This is a genomic window from Janthinobacterium sp. SUN211 (assembly GCF_030587315.1).
Lineage (GTDB): Bacteria > Pseudomonadota > Gammaproteobacteria > Burkholderiales > Burkholderiaceae_D > Janthinobacterium > Janthinobacterium kumbetense.
This window is the reverse complement of the sequence record NZ_JAPWIC010000005.1, coordinates 245,432-261,492: the sequence shown is the minus strand read 5'-3', so window position 1 is coordinate 261,492 and position 16,061 is coordinate 245,432. Positions and strand designations below refer to the sequence as shown.

The 16,061-nt window shown below is 57.3% G+C and carries 16 protein-coding genes; 10 read left to right on the top strand and 6 right to left on the bottom strand.

Annotation, left to right across the window (positions count from 1 at the left end):
- Positions 1-63: 63 nt before the first annotated feature.
- From O3301_RS18525 to O3301_RS18500, 6 genes are all read right to left on the bottom strand, one after another.
- Complete coding sequence (locus O3301_RS18525) at positions 64-405, bottom strand: zinc ribbon domain-containing protein YjdM (protein ID WP_077402365.1); 342 nt, start codon at positions 403-405, stop codon at positions 64-66.
- Positions 406-496: 91 nt separating this feature from the next.
- The gene (dmeF, locus tag O3301_RS18520) at positions 497-1,471 is read right to left on the bottom strand and encodes a CDF family Co(II)/Ni(II) efflux transporter DmeF (RefSeq protein WP_305057101.1); all 975 of its coding nucleotides are present in this window, start codon (positions 1,469-1,471) and stop codon (positions 497-499) included.
- A gap of 10 nt (positions 1,472-1,481) precedes the next feature.
- Positions 1,482-1,757 (bottom strand): metal/formaldehyde-sensitive transcriptional repressor, encoded by a 276-nt coding sequence (locus O3301_RS18515; protein WP_099664637.1) that lies wholly within the window; start codon positions 1,755-1,757, stop codon positions 1,482-1,484.
- A gap of 123 nt (positions 1,758-1,880) precedes the next feature.
- Positions 1,881-2,717 (bottom strand): TlpA disulfide reductase family protein, encoded by an 837-nt coding sequence (locus O3301_RS18510; RefSeq protein ID WP_305057100.1) that lies wholly within the window; start codon positions 2,715-2,717, stop codon positions 1,881-1,883.
- Positions 2,718-2,776: 59 nt separating this feature from the next.
- Positions 2,777-3,475, bottom strand: a complete 699-nt coding sequence (locus O3301_RS18505) for a DUF2325 domain-containing protein (protein ID WP_369812211.1) — start codon at positions 3,473-3,475, stop codon at positions 2,777-2,779.
- Positions 3,476-3,608: 133 nt separating this feature from the next.
- Positions 3,609-4,214, bottom strand: a complete 606-nt coding sequence (locus O3301_RS18500) for a hypothetical protein (RefSeq protein WP_289915942.1) — start codon at positions 4,212-4,214, stop codon at positions 3,609-3,611.
- Between the two features lie 285 nt (positions 4,215-4,499).
- On the opposite strand from O3301_RS18500, the gene O3301_RS18495 reads away from it, so the two are divergent.
- The 10 genes from O3301_RS18495 (at position 4,500) to O3301_RS18450 (ending at position 16,059) form a co-directional block, all read left to right on the top strand.
- Positions 4,500-7,664: a type VI secretion system Vgr family protein gene (locus O3301_RS18495; RefSeq protein WP_305057098.1), complete on the top strand. Its 3,165-nt coding sequence runs from the start codon at positions 4,500-4,502 to the stop codon at positions 7,662-7,664.
- On the top strand, positions 7,661-9,421 hold the full coding sequence (locus tag O3301_RS18490; protein ID WP_305057097.1) for a hypothetical protein: 1,761 nt from the start codon (positions 7,661-7,663) through the stop codon (positions 9,419-9,421). The genes O3301_RS18495 and O3301_RS18490 overlap by 4 nt, the downstream gene beginning before the upstream one ends.
- 2 nt (positions 9,422-9,423) lie before the next feature.
- A complete protein-coding gene (locus O3301_RS18485; protein ID WP_099664642.1) occupies positions 9,424-10,449 on the top strand; it encodes a PoNe immunity protein domain-containing protein in 1,026 nt (341 codons plus the stop codon).
- A gap of 47 nt (positions 10,450-10,496) precedes the next feature.
- On the top strand, positions 10,497-10,655 hold the full coding sequence (locus O3301_RS18480; protein WP_289906684.1) for a hypothetical protein: 159 nt from the start codon (positions 10,497-10,499) through the stop codon (positions 10,653-10,655).
- A 136-nt stretch (positions 10,656-10,791) separates the two neighbouring features.
- A complete protein-coding gene (locus tag O3301_RS18475) occupies positions 10,792-11,817 on the top strand; it encodes a PoNe immunity protein domain-containing protein (protein WP_305057096.1) in 1,026 nt (341 codons plus the stop codon).
- 108 nt (positions 11,818-11,925) lie between these two features.
- Positions 11,926-12,951, top strand: a complete 1,026-nt coding sequence (locus O3301_RS18470; protein ID WP_305057095.1) for a PoNe immunity protein domain-containing protein — start codon at positions 11,926-11,928, stop codon at positions 12,949-12,951.
- A gap of 233 nt (positions 12,952-13,184) precedes the next feature.
- On the top strand, positions 13,185-13,544 hold the full coding sequence (locus tag O3301_RS18465) for a hypothetical protein (protein WP_305057094.1): 360 nt from the start codon (positions 13,185-13,187) through the stop codon (positions 13,542-13,544).
- Positions 13,474-14,262: a type VI immunity family protein gene (locus tag O3301_RS18460; protein WP_305057093.1), complete on the top strand. Its 789-nt coding sequence runs from the start codon at positions 13,474-13,476 to the stop codon at positions 14,260-14,262. The genes O3301_RS18465 and O3301_RS18460 overlap by 71 nt, the downstream gene beginning before the upstream one ends.
- Entirely contained in the window at positions 14,259-15,140 is an 882-nt protein-coding gene (locus O3301_RS18455; RefSeq protein WP_305057092.1) for a PoNe immunity protein domain-containing protein, read from the top strand. The genes O3301_RS18460 and O3301_RS18455 overlap by 4 nt, the downstream gene beginning before the upstream one ends.
- 1 nt (position 15,141) lies before the next feature.
- Complete coding sequence (locus O3301_RS18450; RefSeq protein ID WP_305057091.1) at positions 15,142-16,059, top strand: PoNe immunity protein domain-containing protein; 918 nt, start codon at positions 15,142-15,144, stop codon at positions 16,057-16,059.
- Positions 16,060-16,061: the final 2 nt, after the last annotated feature.

The following is a 16,061-nucleotide window of genomic DNA, read 5'->3' as shown; positions in this document are numbered from 1 at the left end:
TTCTGAATAAAAAACGGCGCGCCGGCAGGAATGCGAGGCGCGCCGCGAATGGTAATATATAGCTTAGACCTTTTTCACGAACTCGGTTTTCAGGCTCATGGAACCGAAGCCGTCGATCTTGCAATCGATATCGTGGTCGCTGTCGACCAGGCGGATGTTCTTGACCTTGGTGCCCATCTTGACGACACCGCCGCCGCCCTTCAATTTCAAGTCCTTGATGACGCTGACCGTGTCGCCGTCCTGCAGGATATTGCCGGCCGAATCGCGGTACACCTTGGCGCCCTCTTCCGCCGCTTCTGCAGCCGTGGCCGACCATTCATGCGCGCATTCAGGGCAGATCAACTGGCTGCCATCTTCATACGTGAATTCGGATTGGCATTGCGGGCATGGTGGTAATGTGCTCATTTTCTTCTCTGTCTGGTGAACAGCGCGTGCTGTAAAAGCCGACATTATACTGCCTACGCCCCGCATCAGCTTGCTTTTTTCGCCATCATTATCAATGACGGCGAATAATCTCGATGGTGCTGTGGACAATTTCTTCGTGGATGCCGATGCGCGCGCGCAGTTCGGCCGCCGTCAGGCTGGCGTCGCGGCTGACGACGGACAGGGCGCATGAATACAGCTGCTTGCCGACCCGCCACACGTGCAGGTCGACGACGCGCGGCGTGTCGCCTGCGCTTTCCACTTCCACGGCTTCGCGGATTTCATCCACCACGGGGTGGTCCATCTCGCGGTCCAGCAAGACCTTGCCCGTCTCCTGCATCAGCTTTTTCGCCCACAGGGCCACCAGCACGGCGCCCGCGATGCCCATCACGGGATCGAGCCAGCGCCAGCCGTAAGCCCACGCGCCGGCCAGCGCAAGGATGGCCAGCACGGACGTGGCGGCGTCGGCCAGCACGTGGACGTACGCGGCCTTCATGTTCAAGTCTTCGCCGTGGCCATGCTGCTCATGGTGACCGTGATGGTCATGATGATCATGATGACCGTGATCGTGGCCATGGTCGTGGTGCCCGCCGAGGATCAGCGCGCACACGAGGTTGACAGCCAGGCCGAAGGCCGCCACCACCATCGCCTGCGGATAGTGGATGGGCTGCGGCGAGAACAGGCGTTCGACGGAAGCGGCCACCATCAGCACGGCCACGCCCAGCAGCAGGATGGCGCTCGTGTAGCCGGCCAGCACTTCGATCTTCCACGTGCCGAAGGCAAAGCGCGGGTCGCGCGCATAGCGGCGCGCGGCCGCATACGCAAACGCGGCCAGGCCGATGGCCAGCGCGTGCGAACTCATATGCCAGCCGTCGGCCAGCAGGGCCATGGAGTTGTACCACCAGCCAGCGACGATTTCCAGCACCATGGTGGCCAGGGTGATCCACATGACGATGCGCGCGCGGCGTTCCGCCTTGTCGCTGGCTGCACCAAAGACGTGTTCATGCTGCCAGGCGGACAGGTCTTCCTTGATGGATGGCGTTTGCATGACGTACTCCTTACTTGAGGTAGGTGCGCAGGATGCCCGCGATGTCGTCGGCGCCCCTGGCCCGCTCGTCGCCGGAAATATCGGGACTGGCCACGTGCTCGCGCAGGTGTTCTTCGATGACTTCGGCCATCAGGCCATTCACGGCGCCGCGCACGGCCGCGATCAGCTGCAGCACTTCGCCGCAGTCGCGCCCCTCTTCCAGGCCCCGCTCCAGGCCTTCCACCTGTCCCTTGATGCGTTTGATCCTGTTCAACAGCTTGGTCTTGTTGTGCGCCGTGTGTCCCATGGTTTCACTCCGATAAATACTATAGGGGGGTATACTATCAGAAAGCGCGCCGCGTGCGGCAAGGCGTTAAAAAAAAGCCGCGCATCCTCGCGGATGGGCGGCTCATTCAGGCAGGAACAGGCGCTATGGCGCCGGCGCGATCTTGCGCAGCTTGCTGGCCAGCGAAGCGTCGGACAATTCGCCCAGGTGCGTATCGACCAGGCGCCCCTGCGCGTCATAGAACAGGGTGGTGGGCAGGGCCGATGAACCGGCCGCCTTGCCCAGCGCCGCCTCGCTGTCGAGCAGCACATTGCGCAGGGTCACGCCGCTCCTGTCCAGGAAAGCGCTGGCCGCAGCCGCATCCTCGCGCTGGTTCGCATACACGAAGACGATATCGGCGCGCGCCTGCTGCGCGGCGGCCAGCACGGGCATCTCGCGCCGGCATGGCGGGCACCAGCTGGCCCACAGATTGACCACCAGCGGCTTGCCGCCGGCCAGCGCCGCCAGGGTCACCGGTGCGCCATCGAGCGCCTGCAGCGCCACGGCCGGCAAGGCCGCCGGCTTGTCGTAGGCCAGCGAGATCCCTGCGCTCAGCACGCCCCAGACCAGCGCGCCCGACGCCACGCTGATGGCGAGAGGCCGGCGCATGGCCGCCATGGCGGGACGCCGGCAGCGCCACGCGGCGATGGCCACGCCAGCGGCGATGCCGGCCGGCGCCATGAAGCCGCCATCGCGGATGTTGAGGATGGACCAGGGCGCCGCCAAGGGGGAGCTGAAATACTGTTCGTGCCAGCGCAAGACGAATGCCAGCCGCGCCGCCAGCAGGCCGGCGATCAGCATGTCGGAAACGAGGGGGCCGGCGGCCGGCAGTTGGCGATAGCGCCGTACCGCCCACGCCGCGCCGTAGGCGACGCACAGGGAAACGATCAGCAGGACCAGGCCCGTAGGCAGGGCCAGGGGGCCGATTTGCAGGGACAGCATGGGCGCTCTTTATAACGTCGAATGGACGGCCATTCTGCCCGATGCGGATTAAGCGGGCGTTAAGAAGCGGCCAGCGCTTCCTTGCGCACGAAATGCATGGCTTGCGGCTGGTCCACCAGCACGCACTGCTTGCCCGTGCGCTTGCAGTGGTCGTGCACGCGCCAGTAGGCGTCGTGGCTGACGCAGCCCGTCTGGCAAATCACCAGGTCGGCAGCCACCAGGCCCGCTTCCAGCGCCGCCGCATCGTCGGCGCCATCGTCGCCGCCGGCATGGTGCAGGAAGCGCCCGCCGGCCTGCTCGATGGCTTGCTGCGCCACGTTGGCGCCACCCGCGTCCTGGCCAAGCTCCAGGCTTGAATAGTTGCTCACATATAGCACGGCTTTTTCGCGCACATCGGCCTGCAAGGCGGGCACGGGTACGACGGAAGGCGTGGGCAGCCACTGCAGGCGCAGCAATTCGCGCATCAGGTCCTGCACCCGTTCGCCGAGCCACTCGACCCGGCGGGCCAGCCGGGCGCGCGTCGGCAAGCCCGGCACGCTGGCCGCCAGTTCCGCCAGCTCGTCGCGCGCCAGCGCCAGCCGGGTATCGCGGATCACGACCTGCGCCCGCGCGCGCATCAATTCCGCCTCCAGTTGCGCGATGCGGGCCGCCTGCGCAGCCAGTTGCGCACTGCAGCGCGCCTGCGCGCGGCCATATTCCCCCATCAGCACGCGATGCTCGTGCGCGATCATGTCTTCGTTGCCATACACACTGCCCATCATGCCCTCCTTCACCGACCGTGGCGCCATGGCGCCAGCCCATCGCACCCCCATGGATTCGAATTATAAATGAGAATCATTATTATTTGTCTATGCGCGTGCGCGCAGTAGGGGTATGCGGCAGCCGCCAGCGTCACGCAGCCGGCGGGCAAGACAGCAGGCGCTGCCAGACGTCGTCCTGCACCTGCCGCACATGCCGCAAGCCGTCGGGGCCACGATAGATCCCCAGCGTGTTCGGCCACGCCACATCAATGAACAACAGCCGCGCCGGATCGATCAGCAGGGACTGGCCCACATAATTGCCCTTGATCTCGCCCTTGTTCACGATCAGCAGGCGCGCGCCACCGGCCAGCGCCCGCTCTTCCAGCGCCACGCCGCTGCGCTCGGCCACATCGCGCAGCCAGCGTTCGCGCCAGCGCGCCTGCTCCCCGAACTGCCCCGTTGGCGGCCGGTCCAGCTTGACGACGGCTGCCACGGGACCGTCAATGCCCGCCTGCAGCGAAAAGCCCATGCGCTCCTGCAGTTCGACCGTGTAAGCCTCGCCCTTGACGTCGATCTGGTAGCGCCCCGTCCCGTCCTGTACCCGCAGCTCGGCCTGGTGATAGGCGGGTTGGACGCAACTGGCGTACAGATGGACGAGCACATCGAGAAACGGTGGTTCGACGGGGGATGCCGTCACCATGAGGGGCGACAGGCTGGCACACAGCACGGCGGCAGCCGCGCATTTCATTGTATTCATTCTTGCTCCGGTTCACGGGGGACGGCTGCCGAAAAACAGGCACGGCACGCCAAATTATTGCTTCCAAGTAATATTTAGCAGTATTTTTTGCAATGGTGGAATTGGCAAGATCCGCACTCTAGCAGAAGGGGCAAAAACGGCCCGCACGGCCCGCGCACGACCCGGCCTGCCGCACGATTCAATTGAATCGCGCTTGTTAAATCACTATTTCTAAGGTGTAATCTTATAAGCAAGTCATTGAATTAATTGCAAGTACGCTCATTTCTCCACACGGAGTTCCAATCAATGTCCGAACCGGTCCAAGCAAGCGCGTCGCCGTCACCTGCTACGTCACCCGTCGCCACCGGCTTCAGCCAGGCCACGCGCCTGCTGAAGCTGAGTACGCCCCTGGGCCCGGACAAGCTGCTGGCCGAATGCGTGCGCGGCGAGGAAGGCCTGGGACTGGGCTATGTCTTCAATATCGCCGCCCTGTCGCTCGACGCGGCCATTCCCCTCAAGTCGCTGATCGGCCAGCCCATCCTGCTGGAATTGCGCACGGCCGCCGGCACCGAGGACTGGCGCCCGTTCCACGGCCACATCACCGCCGTCGAACTGGCGGGCGCGAACGGCGGCTTTGCCCGCTACAACCTGACCATGCAGCCGTGGACGGCCTTCCTGGCGCACGGCCGCGACAGCCGCGTCTTCCAGGACCTGGCGGTACCGGACATCCTCGAAGTCGTCTTCGCCCGCTACCAGGGCCAGGGCATGCTGGCGCCCGCCTGGCGCTTCGACCTGCTCGACCGCGCGGCCTATCCGAAACGCAGCATCTGCAGCCAGTATCAGGAAAGCGACTGGGCCTTTGCGGAACGGCTGATGAGCGAGGAAGGGCTGTTTTATTATGCGGAACACACGGGCGATGCGGGCAGTGCCAGCCTGGGCAGCCATACCCTCGTCATCGCCGACCACAACGGCAGCTTCAAGCCCAACGCCCAAGCCAGCATCGCCTACAGCCAGCCAGGCGCCGTCATGCCGCAAGACACGATGGACCGCTGGCGCATGCAGTTGCGCCAGCAAACCAACGGCATCGAACTGTCCAGCTGGGATTACCGCGCGCTGGGCCAGCGCCCCATCAGCGCCGCTGGCGCCAGGGACGGGACGATGGCGCTGCTCAGCCGCGACGCGCCCGGCGCCTATGCCTACCCGTCGCGTGAGCACGGACAACGGCTTGCCGAGCGCCAATTGCAGGCGCTGACGGCGGCCAGGGAAGTGTTTACCGGCGCCGGCACCGTGCGCACCCTGGCGCCCGGCACCACCTTCACCCTGAGCGGCCAGGCGCAAACGGACGCGGCGGGCGATGGCGACGCAGCGACTTTCCTCGTCACCCGCACGGTGCACCTGATGCATAACAACCTCGATGCGGAGCTGGGCGGCGGACTGCTGCAGCGCTTCGGCAAGGGCTTGCTCGACGCGCTGATCGGCGACGAAGCGGCCGGCAGCCTGCATGCCGTCGGCGACACCATCGGCGAACGCCCGCCCTACCGCAACCGCATCGACGCCATCCGCAGCAAGATCCCCTACCGCAGCAGCTATGCCGACCAGCATGGGCAACTGCTGCATCCGCGCCCCAGCATCATGGGTCAGCAGACCGCCATCGTCGTCGGCCCGGCCGGCGTCCAGCTGCATACGGACCGCGACCACCGCATCAAGGTGCAATTCCACTGGCAGCGGGGAGCGCAAAGCCATAGCCGCCTGGCGCATCCGGCAGCCGACGGCCACACGGGCGCGCCCGGCGACGATAGCGCCGGCACCTGGGTCAGGGTCGCCACGCCGCTGGCGCCCGTCGCCGGCGCCAACTGGGGCAGCAACGCCCTGCCCCGCGTGGGCCAGGAAGTGCTCGTCGATTTCCTGGAAGGCAATATCGACCGCCCCGTCGTCATCGGCACGCTGTACAACGGCCGCGGCCAGGCAGACGCGCAAAACAACCAGGTCAGCCAGGGCACGGGCGCGGCGACGGGCAACGCGCCGGCCTGGTTTCCCGGCCAGGCCGGCGCCCACGCCCACCCGGCGGCCTTGTCCGGCATCAAGACGCAAGCCATGCAAGCCAGCCAGGGCGGCGGCGGCGCCTACAGCCAGCTGGTATTCGACGACAGCCCGGGCCAGGGCCGTGTCGCCTTGCAGCGCCACGCCGGCCCTCACCAGGGCACGGCCGAACTGAACCTGGGCCATTTGCGCCACCAGAGCGACAACCAGCGGCTGGCGCCGTCCGGCTTTGGCGCCGAGCTGAAAACAGAACACAGCGCTGCCCTGCGCGCGGGAGCGGGCATGCTGCTGTCGGCGCATGGCCGCGATGCCGGCGGCAGCCAGATGGATGCGCAGGAAGCGCTGGAACAACTCAGGCAAAGCTTGCAACTGCAGACCTCGCTGGCCGAGCAGGCGCAAAAACATTTCGCGCTCGAAATGCCCAGCCCGGCCACAGCCGGTGCGGCCGCGCCAGCTTCCGCTGCCACGCCGGACCAGCCGCAGACGCCTGCGCCAGCCGCCCAGCTCCCCGCCCTTGCCCAGATGCAGCACAGCATCGAGGTCCTGGGCGCGACGGCCGAGGGCGCCGCCGCTGCGGGCCAGGGCCAGCAGGCGGCGGGCGGCGAAGGCCAGGCCAGCGCGTATGGCGACCCGCAGCTGCAATTATCCAGTCCGTCCGGCATCGCCGCCACCACACCGGCCAACGCCGTGCTGGTCGCCGGCGGCAATGGCAGTCTGGCGGCGGGCGCGGATCTCAACTTTGCCGCGCAGGGCAACAGCCTGTACGCGCTGGGCAAGGGCATCAGCCTGTTTACCTATGGCAAGGCCAGCAGCAAGGATAAGCCCAACCAGGAAACCGGCATCCGCCTGCATGCGGCCAGCGGCAAGGTCAGCAGCCAAAGCCAGTCCGATGCGACACGGCTGACGGCCGACAAGGCCATCACCGTCAGCAGCACCGCCAAGAGCGTCACGGCGGCGGCCAAGCAGCACATCCTGATGACGGCCCAGGGCGCGTACATCCGCCTCGAAGGCGGCAACATCATGCTGCATGGACCGGGCAAGATCGATTTCAACGCCAGCATGAAGGAATTGACGGGGCCGGCGAGCAGCCAGCCCACCTTGCCGGCGATGCCGAATGCAGCCGACCTGGGCCGGGCAGTCGAACTGAACCTGCATTATGGCGATCTCGAACCTGTCATTAACTCCCCCTACAAAATCACGTTCGCCAATGGTACTTCACTCAGTGGATTGCTCAACGACAAGGGCCATGCCCGCCTCGAAAACATTCCTCCCGGCGCATATCACATTGAATATGGCGAGGACCAGCGCGACTGGGTAGCGCCGCCATTGGTAGCGGAACCCCGTCTGCAGCAAGCGAGGCAGCAGCTGAAACAGGCTTCCGCATTGCTGGAAGCGGCCAGGAAAAGCAGTAAACCGGATCCCCAACCATGAGCCAGAACTTTGTCGATGAGATTGTAGAGTTTTTCAAGGACCTGATCCTGGGCGACTTCGAGGATGACCAGGGCAAGGCCGCCATGATCGTCGGCGGCGCCATTTCCCTGATCCCCGTGGTTGACCAGGTGATGGATGTGCGCGATGTCTCGGGCATGATCTACCGGGTCGGCAGGAAAGGCGTGTCGCGCGCGACCCGCGATGACTGGGTCGACATGGCGCTGGCGGCGTTCGGCTGCATTCCGGAAGTCGGCAGCCTGTTCAAGACCATCATCAAGCCTTTGCGCAAGTACCGCAAGGAGGTTGGCGCGGCGGCCGCTGGCGGCAATGTCATGATCGAAGCCATGCTGGGCAAGAGCAAGGGCGCCGCGATCAAATTCCTGAAAACCTTCCAGTGGGCGCAAAACACCCAGCTGGCAATCAGCACGGCCATGAGCGCGCTGGACAACTGCGTGCAATTGCTCGGCTACCTGTCGACCAGCCATTGGTGGCTGCCATCGGACTTGCAGCATTTGGCACGCGACATGAAGCCGCAAGTCGAAGCGGTGCGCGGCCCCCTCAAGGCCGGCATTGCGCAAGGCGCCAAGGCGTTGCAGGACTTGATCGAGGACATGCTGGGCGAAGACGCGTTATGGGCGGCAAAAAAAATCGCCGTCGCCGCCGGCACCGGCGCCAATACGGCAGCCAGGCACAATCACAAGCCCGGCAACACACATCCGCACAGCGCCAACGCCCAGTTCAAGTCGCCCACGATCAGCACCGATAAAAAAACCAAGGGCGTGGATACCAAAGCAAAAACCAAAGAACGGGACTCGCCGGGCAAGGGCAAGGAACACAAACCCGTGGACGACTCGCACCGCCAGAGCAGCGACGGCGGCACCGCACCGGTGAAGAATACGTCGCGGCAGATTCGCGAATTGCTGTCCAAAGTGCCATTCGGGCCAAAGGGACTCATCGGCGAGCATATGGCAGATTATTATCATATGGAACACGTGCTTAAAAAAGCCACCGCCTGGCCGCACGGTAACGTCAATGGAAAATGGCGCTTTGACTACCCGCGCGTTGTCGGTCCCGATAATGCACACAAACGCCCGACAGAGCTTGTACCCGAAGACTTAAAAAAAATGCTACAAAATGGTGTGGATACCATCTGGCAGACAAATAGCGACACTTTCCATTTCATCGAAGCAAAATTCAGTAGCAGTGCCTACACACTGTTCCAGCGGCTGCAAAAGGAAGTGGAACGTGGCAACATCCCACGCCCCCCGGCATCCCTCAACGATAGAGAGCTGATGTTATGGACTTTGCTCGGTGAACGTATAAAGGGCACGCAGATGGGGAAAAAATGGCTTACCAACAGCACCAAAAACGGTGTCATGCAATCCGTTGAAAATTTAAAAAATCGCTGGACATATCTAATACTGGGAAGCACCGCACTCTCTAATCCGTTTGTGACGGCGGCACACCCGCATGGCAAGCTCAAGTTAGCAGCAGCACCTGGAGTTGTCGACCATCTTGCAGCGACATTGGAATTACTCGCGTCAGGTGATCATTACAATATAAAAATACATGACAAACACAAAGAAACTCATGGCATAAGCGACACATTCAACTATATGGAAATTGATCGCATAGACAAAGGACGTAGAAGCCTCGAAAAAGCAACGTCTAAAAAACCAGTCGATCAACAAGAACAGCAAGAGAACAAGAATAAATCAAGCAAAGCAGTTTCAGGAAAGAGAAAGCGGAGAAAATAACAATGAAGAACCCAGAATTCCATGAACGCCGTCGCCAACAATTCCTTTATGAGGAGCTTTACACTAAAACTCGAGAAAATCAACTTTCACTAATTAAAGGTCAACTTGCCAACAAAAAAGTGGCCGAATCAACACAAAGTCAAACTGTCATTTACCAGTTTTTGTATTTGGAAGCGCTATGGATCTGGATACTCGACTATACGGCAGGTGAGCCGATCGATGCACTGGCGCCGCGCATTGCAGGCATCGTGGATAAATTTGAAGAATGGAATGAAGTCGATCAACTTTATCAACAGGAAGCGGCGCTTGACTTTCCAGAATACGGGCCATACGAATACGAGGGAGCGCCACAGTTTTCCATCCTTTCCGATTATGAAGACACGCTTCAACTACTCAGCATCGCCATCCTGCTACGCGATCAGCGTTCGGTGCGACGCATCATCCACGTACTGCGTAGCCACCGTGGCCACGATGGGCTGTTCGAGCAATTAATTGGCGCATATGTCGAGGACAGTCAAGACCTCGACACCTGCATTATCAGCAAACCCTACGACACCCTGTTGCAAGTATTCTATGAGGAAGATGAGAAAGCTAGCTTAGTCCTGCTGCAAAAATACCTGAAACAGTGGTACCCAGCTATGAGAAATCATCCGCGCTGGTACGATGAGCATCTCAACATCAACGAGGAAGGCTATGCCGCCTATTACGGCTACTGGGCATTCGAAGCAGGGGCGACCGTCTTTATACTCGACCTGGACGACAGCCAGATCGACCATCTGGTCTACCCCAAAGACCTGGTCGACTATGCACGACAGTTATGGGAAGTAGGCCGCTTTACCAGTCAGGAAACAGAACCACTGATGCGCAAGGGACGCGTCGAGGGCGGCCAGCCCTGCCCTCAAACTGGCTTCTGGGAAACCCCAGCAAAATTACACAGCCGCAGCCACTTCGCGCAAGGCCAAATAATGCCTGTTTTTGACGATGCGGCATACGGTGAAACCATCTGGTATTGGAGTGAAGAACAATAGCCAAATTCCATCTCGCACAGCCAGCGACCGGCCCAGCGCAGGAGGCTTTGGAATTGCACGCCTACGCCGGCGAGGCCTGCCCGCAGACCGGACAGTGGCAAGCGCTGGACATTCCGCCGCAAACCCGGCGATTTGAACAAGGCGAGATCATGCGCAATCTGGATTGCGCCTATGGCTTGACGGTGTGGCGCTTCCTGAACGCATGAAGAACAGCGACGGTACTGATGTTCGAAACCATCGACCTGATGCTCGACTGAAAAAGGCAATCATGCATTGCGGTTTCAGCATGCGCGTACCTTCTTTGACAGGAATACAATTTACCCAAGAAAAAAGCAAGTAGCCATGGAAGATTTACCCTTTCATCACCGACGCAGACAGCAATTTCTCTATGAAGAACTTTACAATAAAACACGAGAAAATCAATTCCTCCTCATTAAAGTAGGAAATGATAATGAAAAAGTAGCCAGCACAACACAAAGAAAAAATTCGATTTATCAGTTCTTGCATCTCGAACTATTTTGGCTCTGGATGTTGGACTACACCGCAGGCGTCCCCATCCATGAACTTGCCTCGCGCCTTGCTGTTATTATCGACGCATTTGAAAAATGGAATGATGTATATCAATCATTTCAACAGGCTGCTGCACTTGAATTTCCAGAATTTGGACCTTACGAATATGTCGGCGCCCCGCAATTTTCCAATCTTTTTGAATACGAAAATACCATTCAATTAATTAGCATTGCCATTTTAATGCGCGACCAGAACTCGGTCATGCGCATCATTAATGTGCTACGTAGTCACCGTGATCAAGATGGCTTATTCGAACAATTAATTGGAGGATATGTCGAAGAAGAAATAAATCTAGACAGTTGCATTCTTGAAAAACCCTATGACACGCTGCTGCAGGTATTTTATGAAGAAGACGAAAGTGCGACGCTCAATCTTGTGAAAAAGTATTTGAAATTATGGTACCCAGCCATGAAGGATCATCCACGCTGGTATGACGAACACTTGCATATCAACGAGGAAGGTTATTCCGGTTATTATGGTTACTGGGCATTCGAAGCAGGCGCAACAGTCTATCTACTCGATCTCGATGACAGCGGCATCAATCACCTGGTCTATCCAAAAGACCTTGTAGACTACGGGCGAAAATTACGCGAAGAAAACCGTTACACCAGCTTGTATACGAAACAGCAGCACAATGTCCGCCGTGTTGAAGGGGGAAATCCGTGTCCCCAAAGTGGTTTCTGGGAAACCTCAGCAAGGTTACACAGCCGCAGCCACTTCGCGCAAGGCCAGGTGATGCCTGTTTTTGACGATGCGGCATACGGCGAAACAATCTGGCATTGGAGTGAAGGACAATAGTCAATATTTCATCTCACACAGCCAAGTATGTTAGGCATTTACGTTGAAAGTAATGTCCGACAACATCTTGAAGAAATCTGCACCAAACAAGAAAAATGGTACTTCACCATGAAAAATAACGTCTTTCACGAACGGCGTCGGCAACAATTTCTTTATGAAGAACTTTATAAAAAAACACGGATAAATCAACTTTCCTTGATCCGCGGAGGAGAAGAAAACAAAAAGGATGCATATTCGATAGGCGAAAGCTCCTCCGTTCATCATTTCCTGTATCTGGAATTACTCTGGATATGGATGCTTGACTACACGGCTGGCATAACCCTCGATCAACTGGCGCCTCAAATCGCCGATATCGTGGACAAATTTGAAGAGTGGAACGAAGTGGATCAAAAGTATCAACAGGAGTGTGCACTGAAGCTGCCTGAATATGGTCCATATAAATATTCGGGGGCGCCCGATTTCTCGACACTTTCCGACTATGAAGACACACTGCAACTGCTGAGCATTGCCATCTTGCTACGCGATCAGCGTTCGGTCCAACGCATCATCCACGTACTACGTAGCCATCGCGGTCAAGATGGCCTGTTCGAGCAATTGATCAGTGCTTATGTCGACAACGTCGTCGAGCGCGATACCTGCGTGCTTGGCGCTCCTTATGACACCTTGCTAGGTGTCTTTTATGAAGAAGGTGAGACTGCCACACTCAGCTTGCTCAAGCAATATTTACAACAGTGGTATCCGGCAATGAAGGATCATCCACGCTGGCACGACGAGCACCTTAGGATCAGCGAAGAGGGCTATGCCGGCTATTATGGCTATTGGGCATTTGAAGCCGGAGCTGCAGTCTTTATTCTCGATCTGGACGACAGCGCTATCGATCATCTGGTCTACCCTAAAGACTTGGTCAATTATGGCCGCAAGTTACGCGCGGAACACCGTTACACAAGCATGGATACTGACTTAATAAATAAGGCCGGTCGTGTTGAGGGTGGTCACCCCTGCCCCCAAACTGGCTTCTGGGAAGCCCCAACAAGGTTACACAGCCGTAGCCACTTCGCGCAAGGCCAAGTGATGCCTGTTTTTGACGATGCGGCATACGGTGAAACCATCTGGCATTGGAGTGAAGAACAATAGCCAAATTCCATCTCGCACAGTCAGCGGCTGGTCCAGTGCAGAGGCCTTTGGAATTGCGCGCTGAAGCCGGCTAGGTCTGCCCGCAGGCCGGCCAGTGGCAAGCGCTGGACGTTCCTCCGTCAACCCGGCGATTTGAACAGGGCGAGATCATGAGCAATCTGGATTCTGCCTATGGCTTGACGGTGTGGCGTTTTATGAAGGCGTAAAGAAACAATGCAGTGAGAGGAGAAAAGATGAGCACAACGGAACGTTTTTTTACTGCCGAAGATGTAGAGGGAATGGTTGCTGACCTCAAAGAATGGCCAAACATGTCCTGTGACGATGGTAATCAAGATCTGGGGGTGTCTCCTTTCATAACATTTTACTTCTTGTATGATACTAAACGCCATCTTGACATATCCAATCTCATGATTGATATCCATGAAGAATTTTATAAAATCACAGGAAATCCATATATTATCGCAACGCATCCGAGTTCTGAGAGACCGCACCCTTACGGATCGAAACGTTTACCTGATCTGCGTGAGTTTGCAAGAAAAACAAAAAAAGAAGACTATTTTCATTTTCAATTTTACCGATCAGAAAAAACATAACTCGTCGCCTTCCACTGCTGGATATTTCTGGAAAATGCGGGATCATATGAACGATAATTCAGAACCGTCAAACAGGGATTACTCATTCATTCAATTCTACTATCGCTGGTCATGGTGGAAGGATAACAAGAATGCATGGCGGCGGTTTGTTCTGGAAACCATGGGAAAACTAAAACCTGATCAGGTTTATAGCGGCTTTTCGATGGCCAATCCGATTGCTTTCGGCACCCGCTCGGCAGTGACCGTGTGGGAACGCTCTCTGGCACCTCGATTTTTTGGTTTGGACATTGATTATCCTTTTTCCATGAGCGGCTCGCTGGCAGACGGCATTCGCCCGCCAACCTGGGGCTTCCTGCTGTCGGATATGTGGCGCGAAAAATTGGATCTCAGCCGCGACCAGATAAAACTCAGCCTGCAACATCCGCACATCCGGATCGACGAGCTCGGCGCAGGCCTATGGATCGAACTGGGCGAGGAACCGGCCCTCTACCCGGTGGAGGACGGCGTGCCGGAATTGCCGGCGCTGCTCAACAAACTGCTCAAGCCGATCCGCAACGACCACATGGCGCTGCTGGGCTTTGGCCAATGGGACGGCGACCCTAACGAACGCTTCAATGACGCCGACTCGCTACGCTGGATGCGGCGCTTCGACGCCGACAGCGACTGGCCCAGCGCCGAGTTGCGCCAGCGAGAAGCAAAAACGACGGACAAACAATGATGGCCGCCCCGTTCGATATGCGGCGCCGGCAGAAATTTCTCTACGAAGATCTTTATCATAAAACGCGGGAGAATCTGCTCGCATTAATTGAAGTCCGACTTGCAAATAAAAAAATAGTGGAATCAACGCTGGAAAACTCTGTGGTACATCAGTTTCTGTATTTGGAAGCGTTCTGGATCTGGATGCTGGATTACACAGCGGGTGAACCGATCGATGCACTGGCGCCGCGTATCGCCGGCATCGTGGATAAGTTTGAAGATTGGAATGAGGTCGATCAATTCTGTCAACAGGAAGCGGCGCTTGAGTTTCCGGATTATGGGCCGTACGAATACAAGGGAGCACCAGACTTTTCCACGCTTGCAAATTATGAGAACACGCTACAACTACTCAGTATTGCACTATTACTGCGCGATCAACATTCGGCCTTGCGCATCATCCATGTGTTACGCAGCCACCGTGGCCAGGATGGATTATTTGAGCAATTGATTGGCGCATATGTCGAGAATAAGCAAGATCTTGATTCGTGCATTCTCGAAAATCCCTATGATACTTTGCTTCAGGTTTTCTATGAAAATAATGAGAGAGAGATACTCAAACTGGTCCAAAAATACCTGAAACAGTGGTATCCAGCCATGAAAGATCATCCCCGCTGGTACGACGGGCATCTGAGAATCAGGGACGAGGGGTATGCTCCCTATTACGGTTACTGGGCATTTGAAGCGGGTGCGGCGGTTTTTTTACTTGACCTGGAGGACAGCCAGATCGACCATCTGGTCTACCCCAAGGACCTGGTCGATTATGCGCGCCAGCTGCGGAAAGAAGGCCGCCACAGCAGCGTGGAGATGAAACCATCGGCCAAACGAGAAGGCGGCGAATAAAATGAAAAATCCACCATTCGATGATCGCCGCCGCCAGCAATTCATTTACCAGGAACTGTATGAAAAAACCCTGGAAAATTCACTTGCCCTGATAAAAGTCCAACAGAAGAATAAGGAATCGGCTGAATCCGCGGCAGATCTCAGTCTGGCTTACAATTTTCTGTATCTTGAAAATTTCTGGATTTGGCTACTCGATTACACTGCGGGCATGCCCATAAAGGACCTCGCACCACGCCTGTCTGGCATCGTGGACAAGTTTACGGAGTGGAATGAAGTCGATCAAATCCATCAGAAGGAAATATTATCGAAATACCCTGAATATGGCCCATATAAATATCGGGCAGCACCAAATTTTGGCGACCTTGGCGACTATGAAGATACGCTGCAATTACTGAGTATCGCTATATTATTGCGTGACCAGCGTTCGGTCAGTCGCATCATACGCATACTTAGCAGCCACCGTGGACAGGATGGCTTGTTCGAGGAACTGATTAGCGCCTATGTGGAGGATGCGATCATGATCGACACTTGCGTACTTGGCAAACCGTACGATGTCTTGCTGCAGACAGTTTATGAAGATGATGAAAATTCGGCACGAAATTTACTCAAGAAGTATTTAAAACAATGGTACCCGGCGATGAAGGACCATCCTCGCTGGTACAACGGCCATCTCAGAATCAGCGATGAAGGCTACGCTCCATATTATGGTTATTGGGCATTTGAAGCAGCTGCAATGGTTTTTGTTTTTGACCTCGATGACAGCGACATAGACCATTTGGTCTATCCAAAAGACCTCGTTGACTATGCGCGACAGTTATCGAAAGAAGCTCGCTATACCAGCATAGATAGGAATGAGGCAAGCGATGGCGGGCATGTCGAAGGCAAACAGCCCTGCCGTGACACGGATTTTCGGGAGTAAGA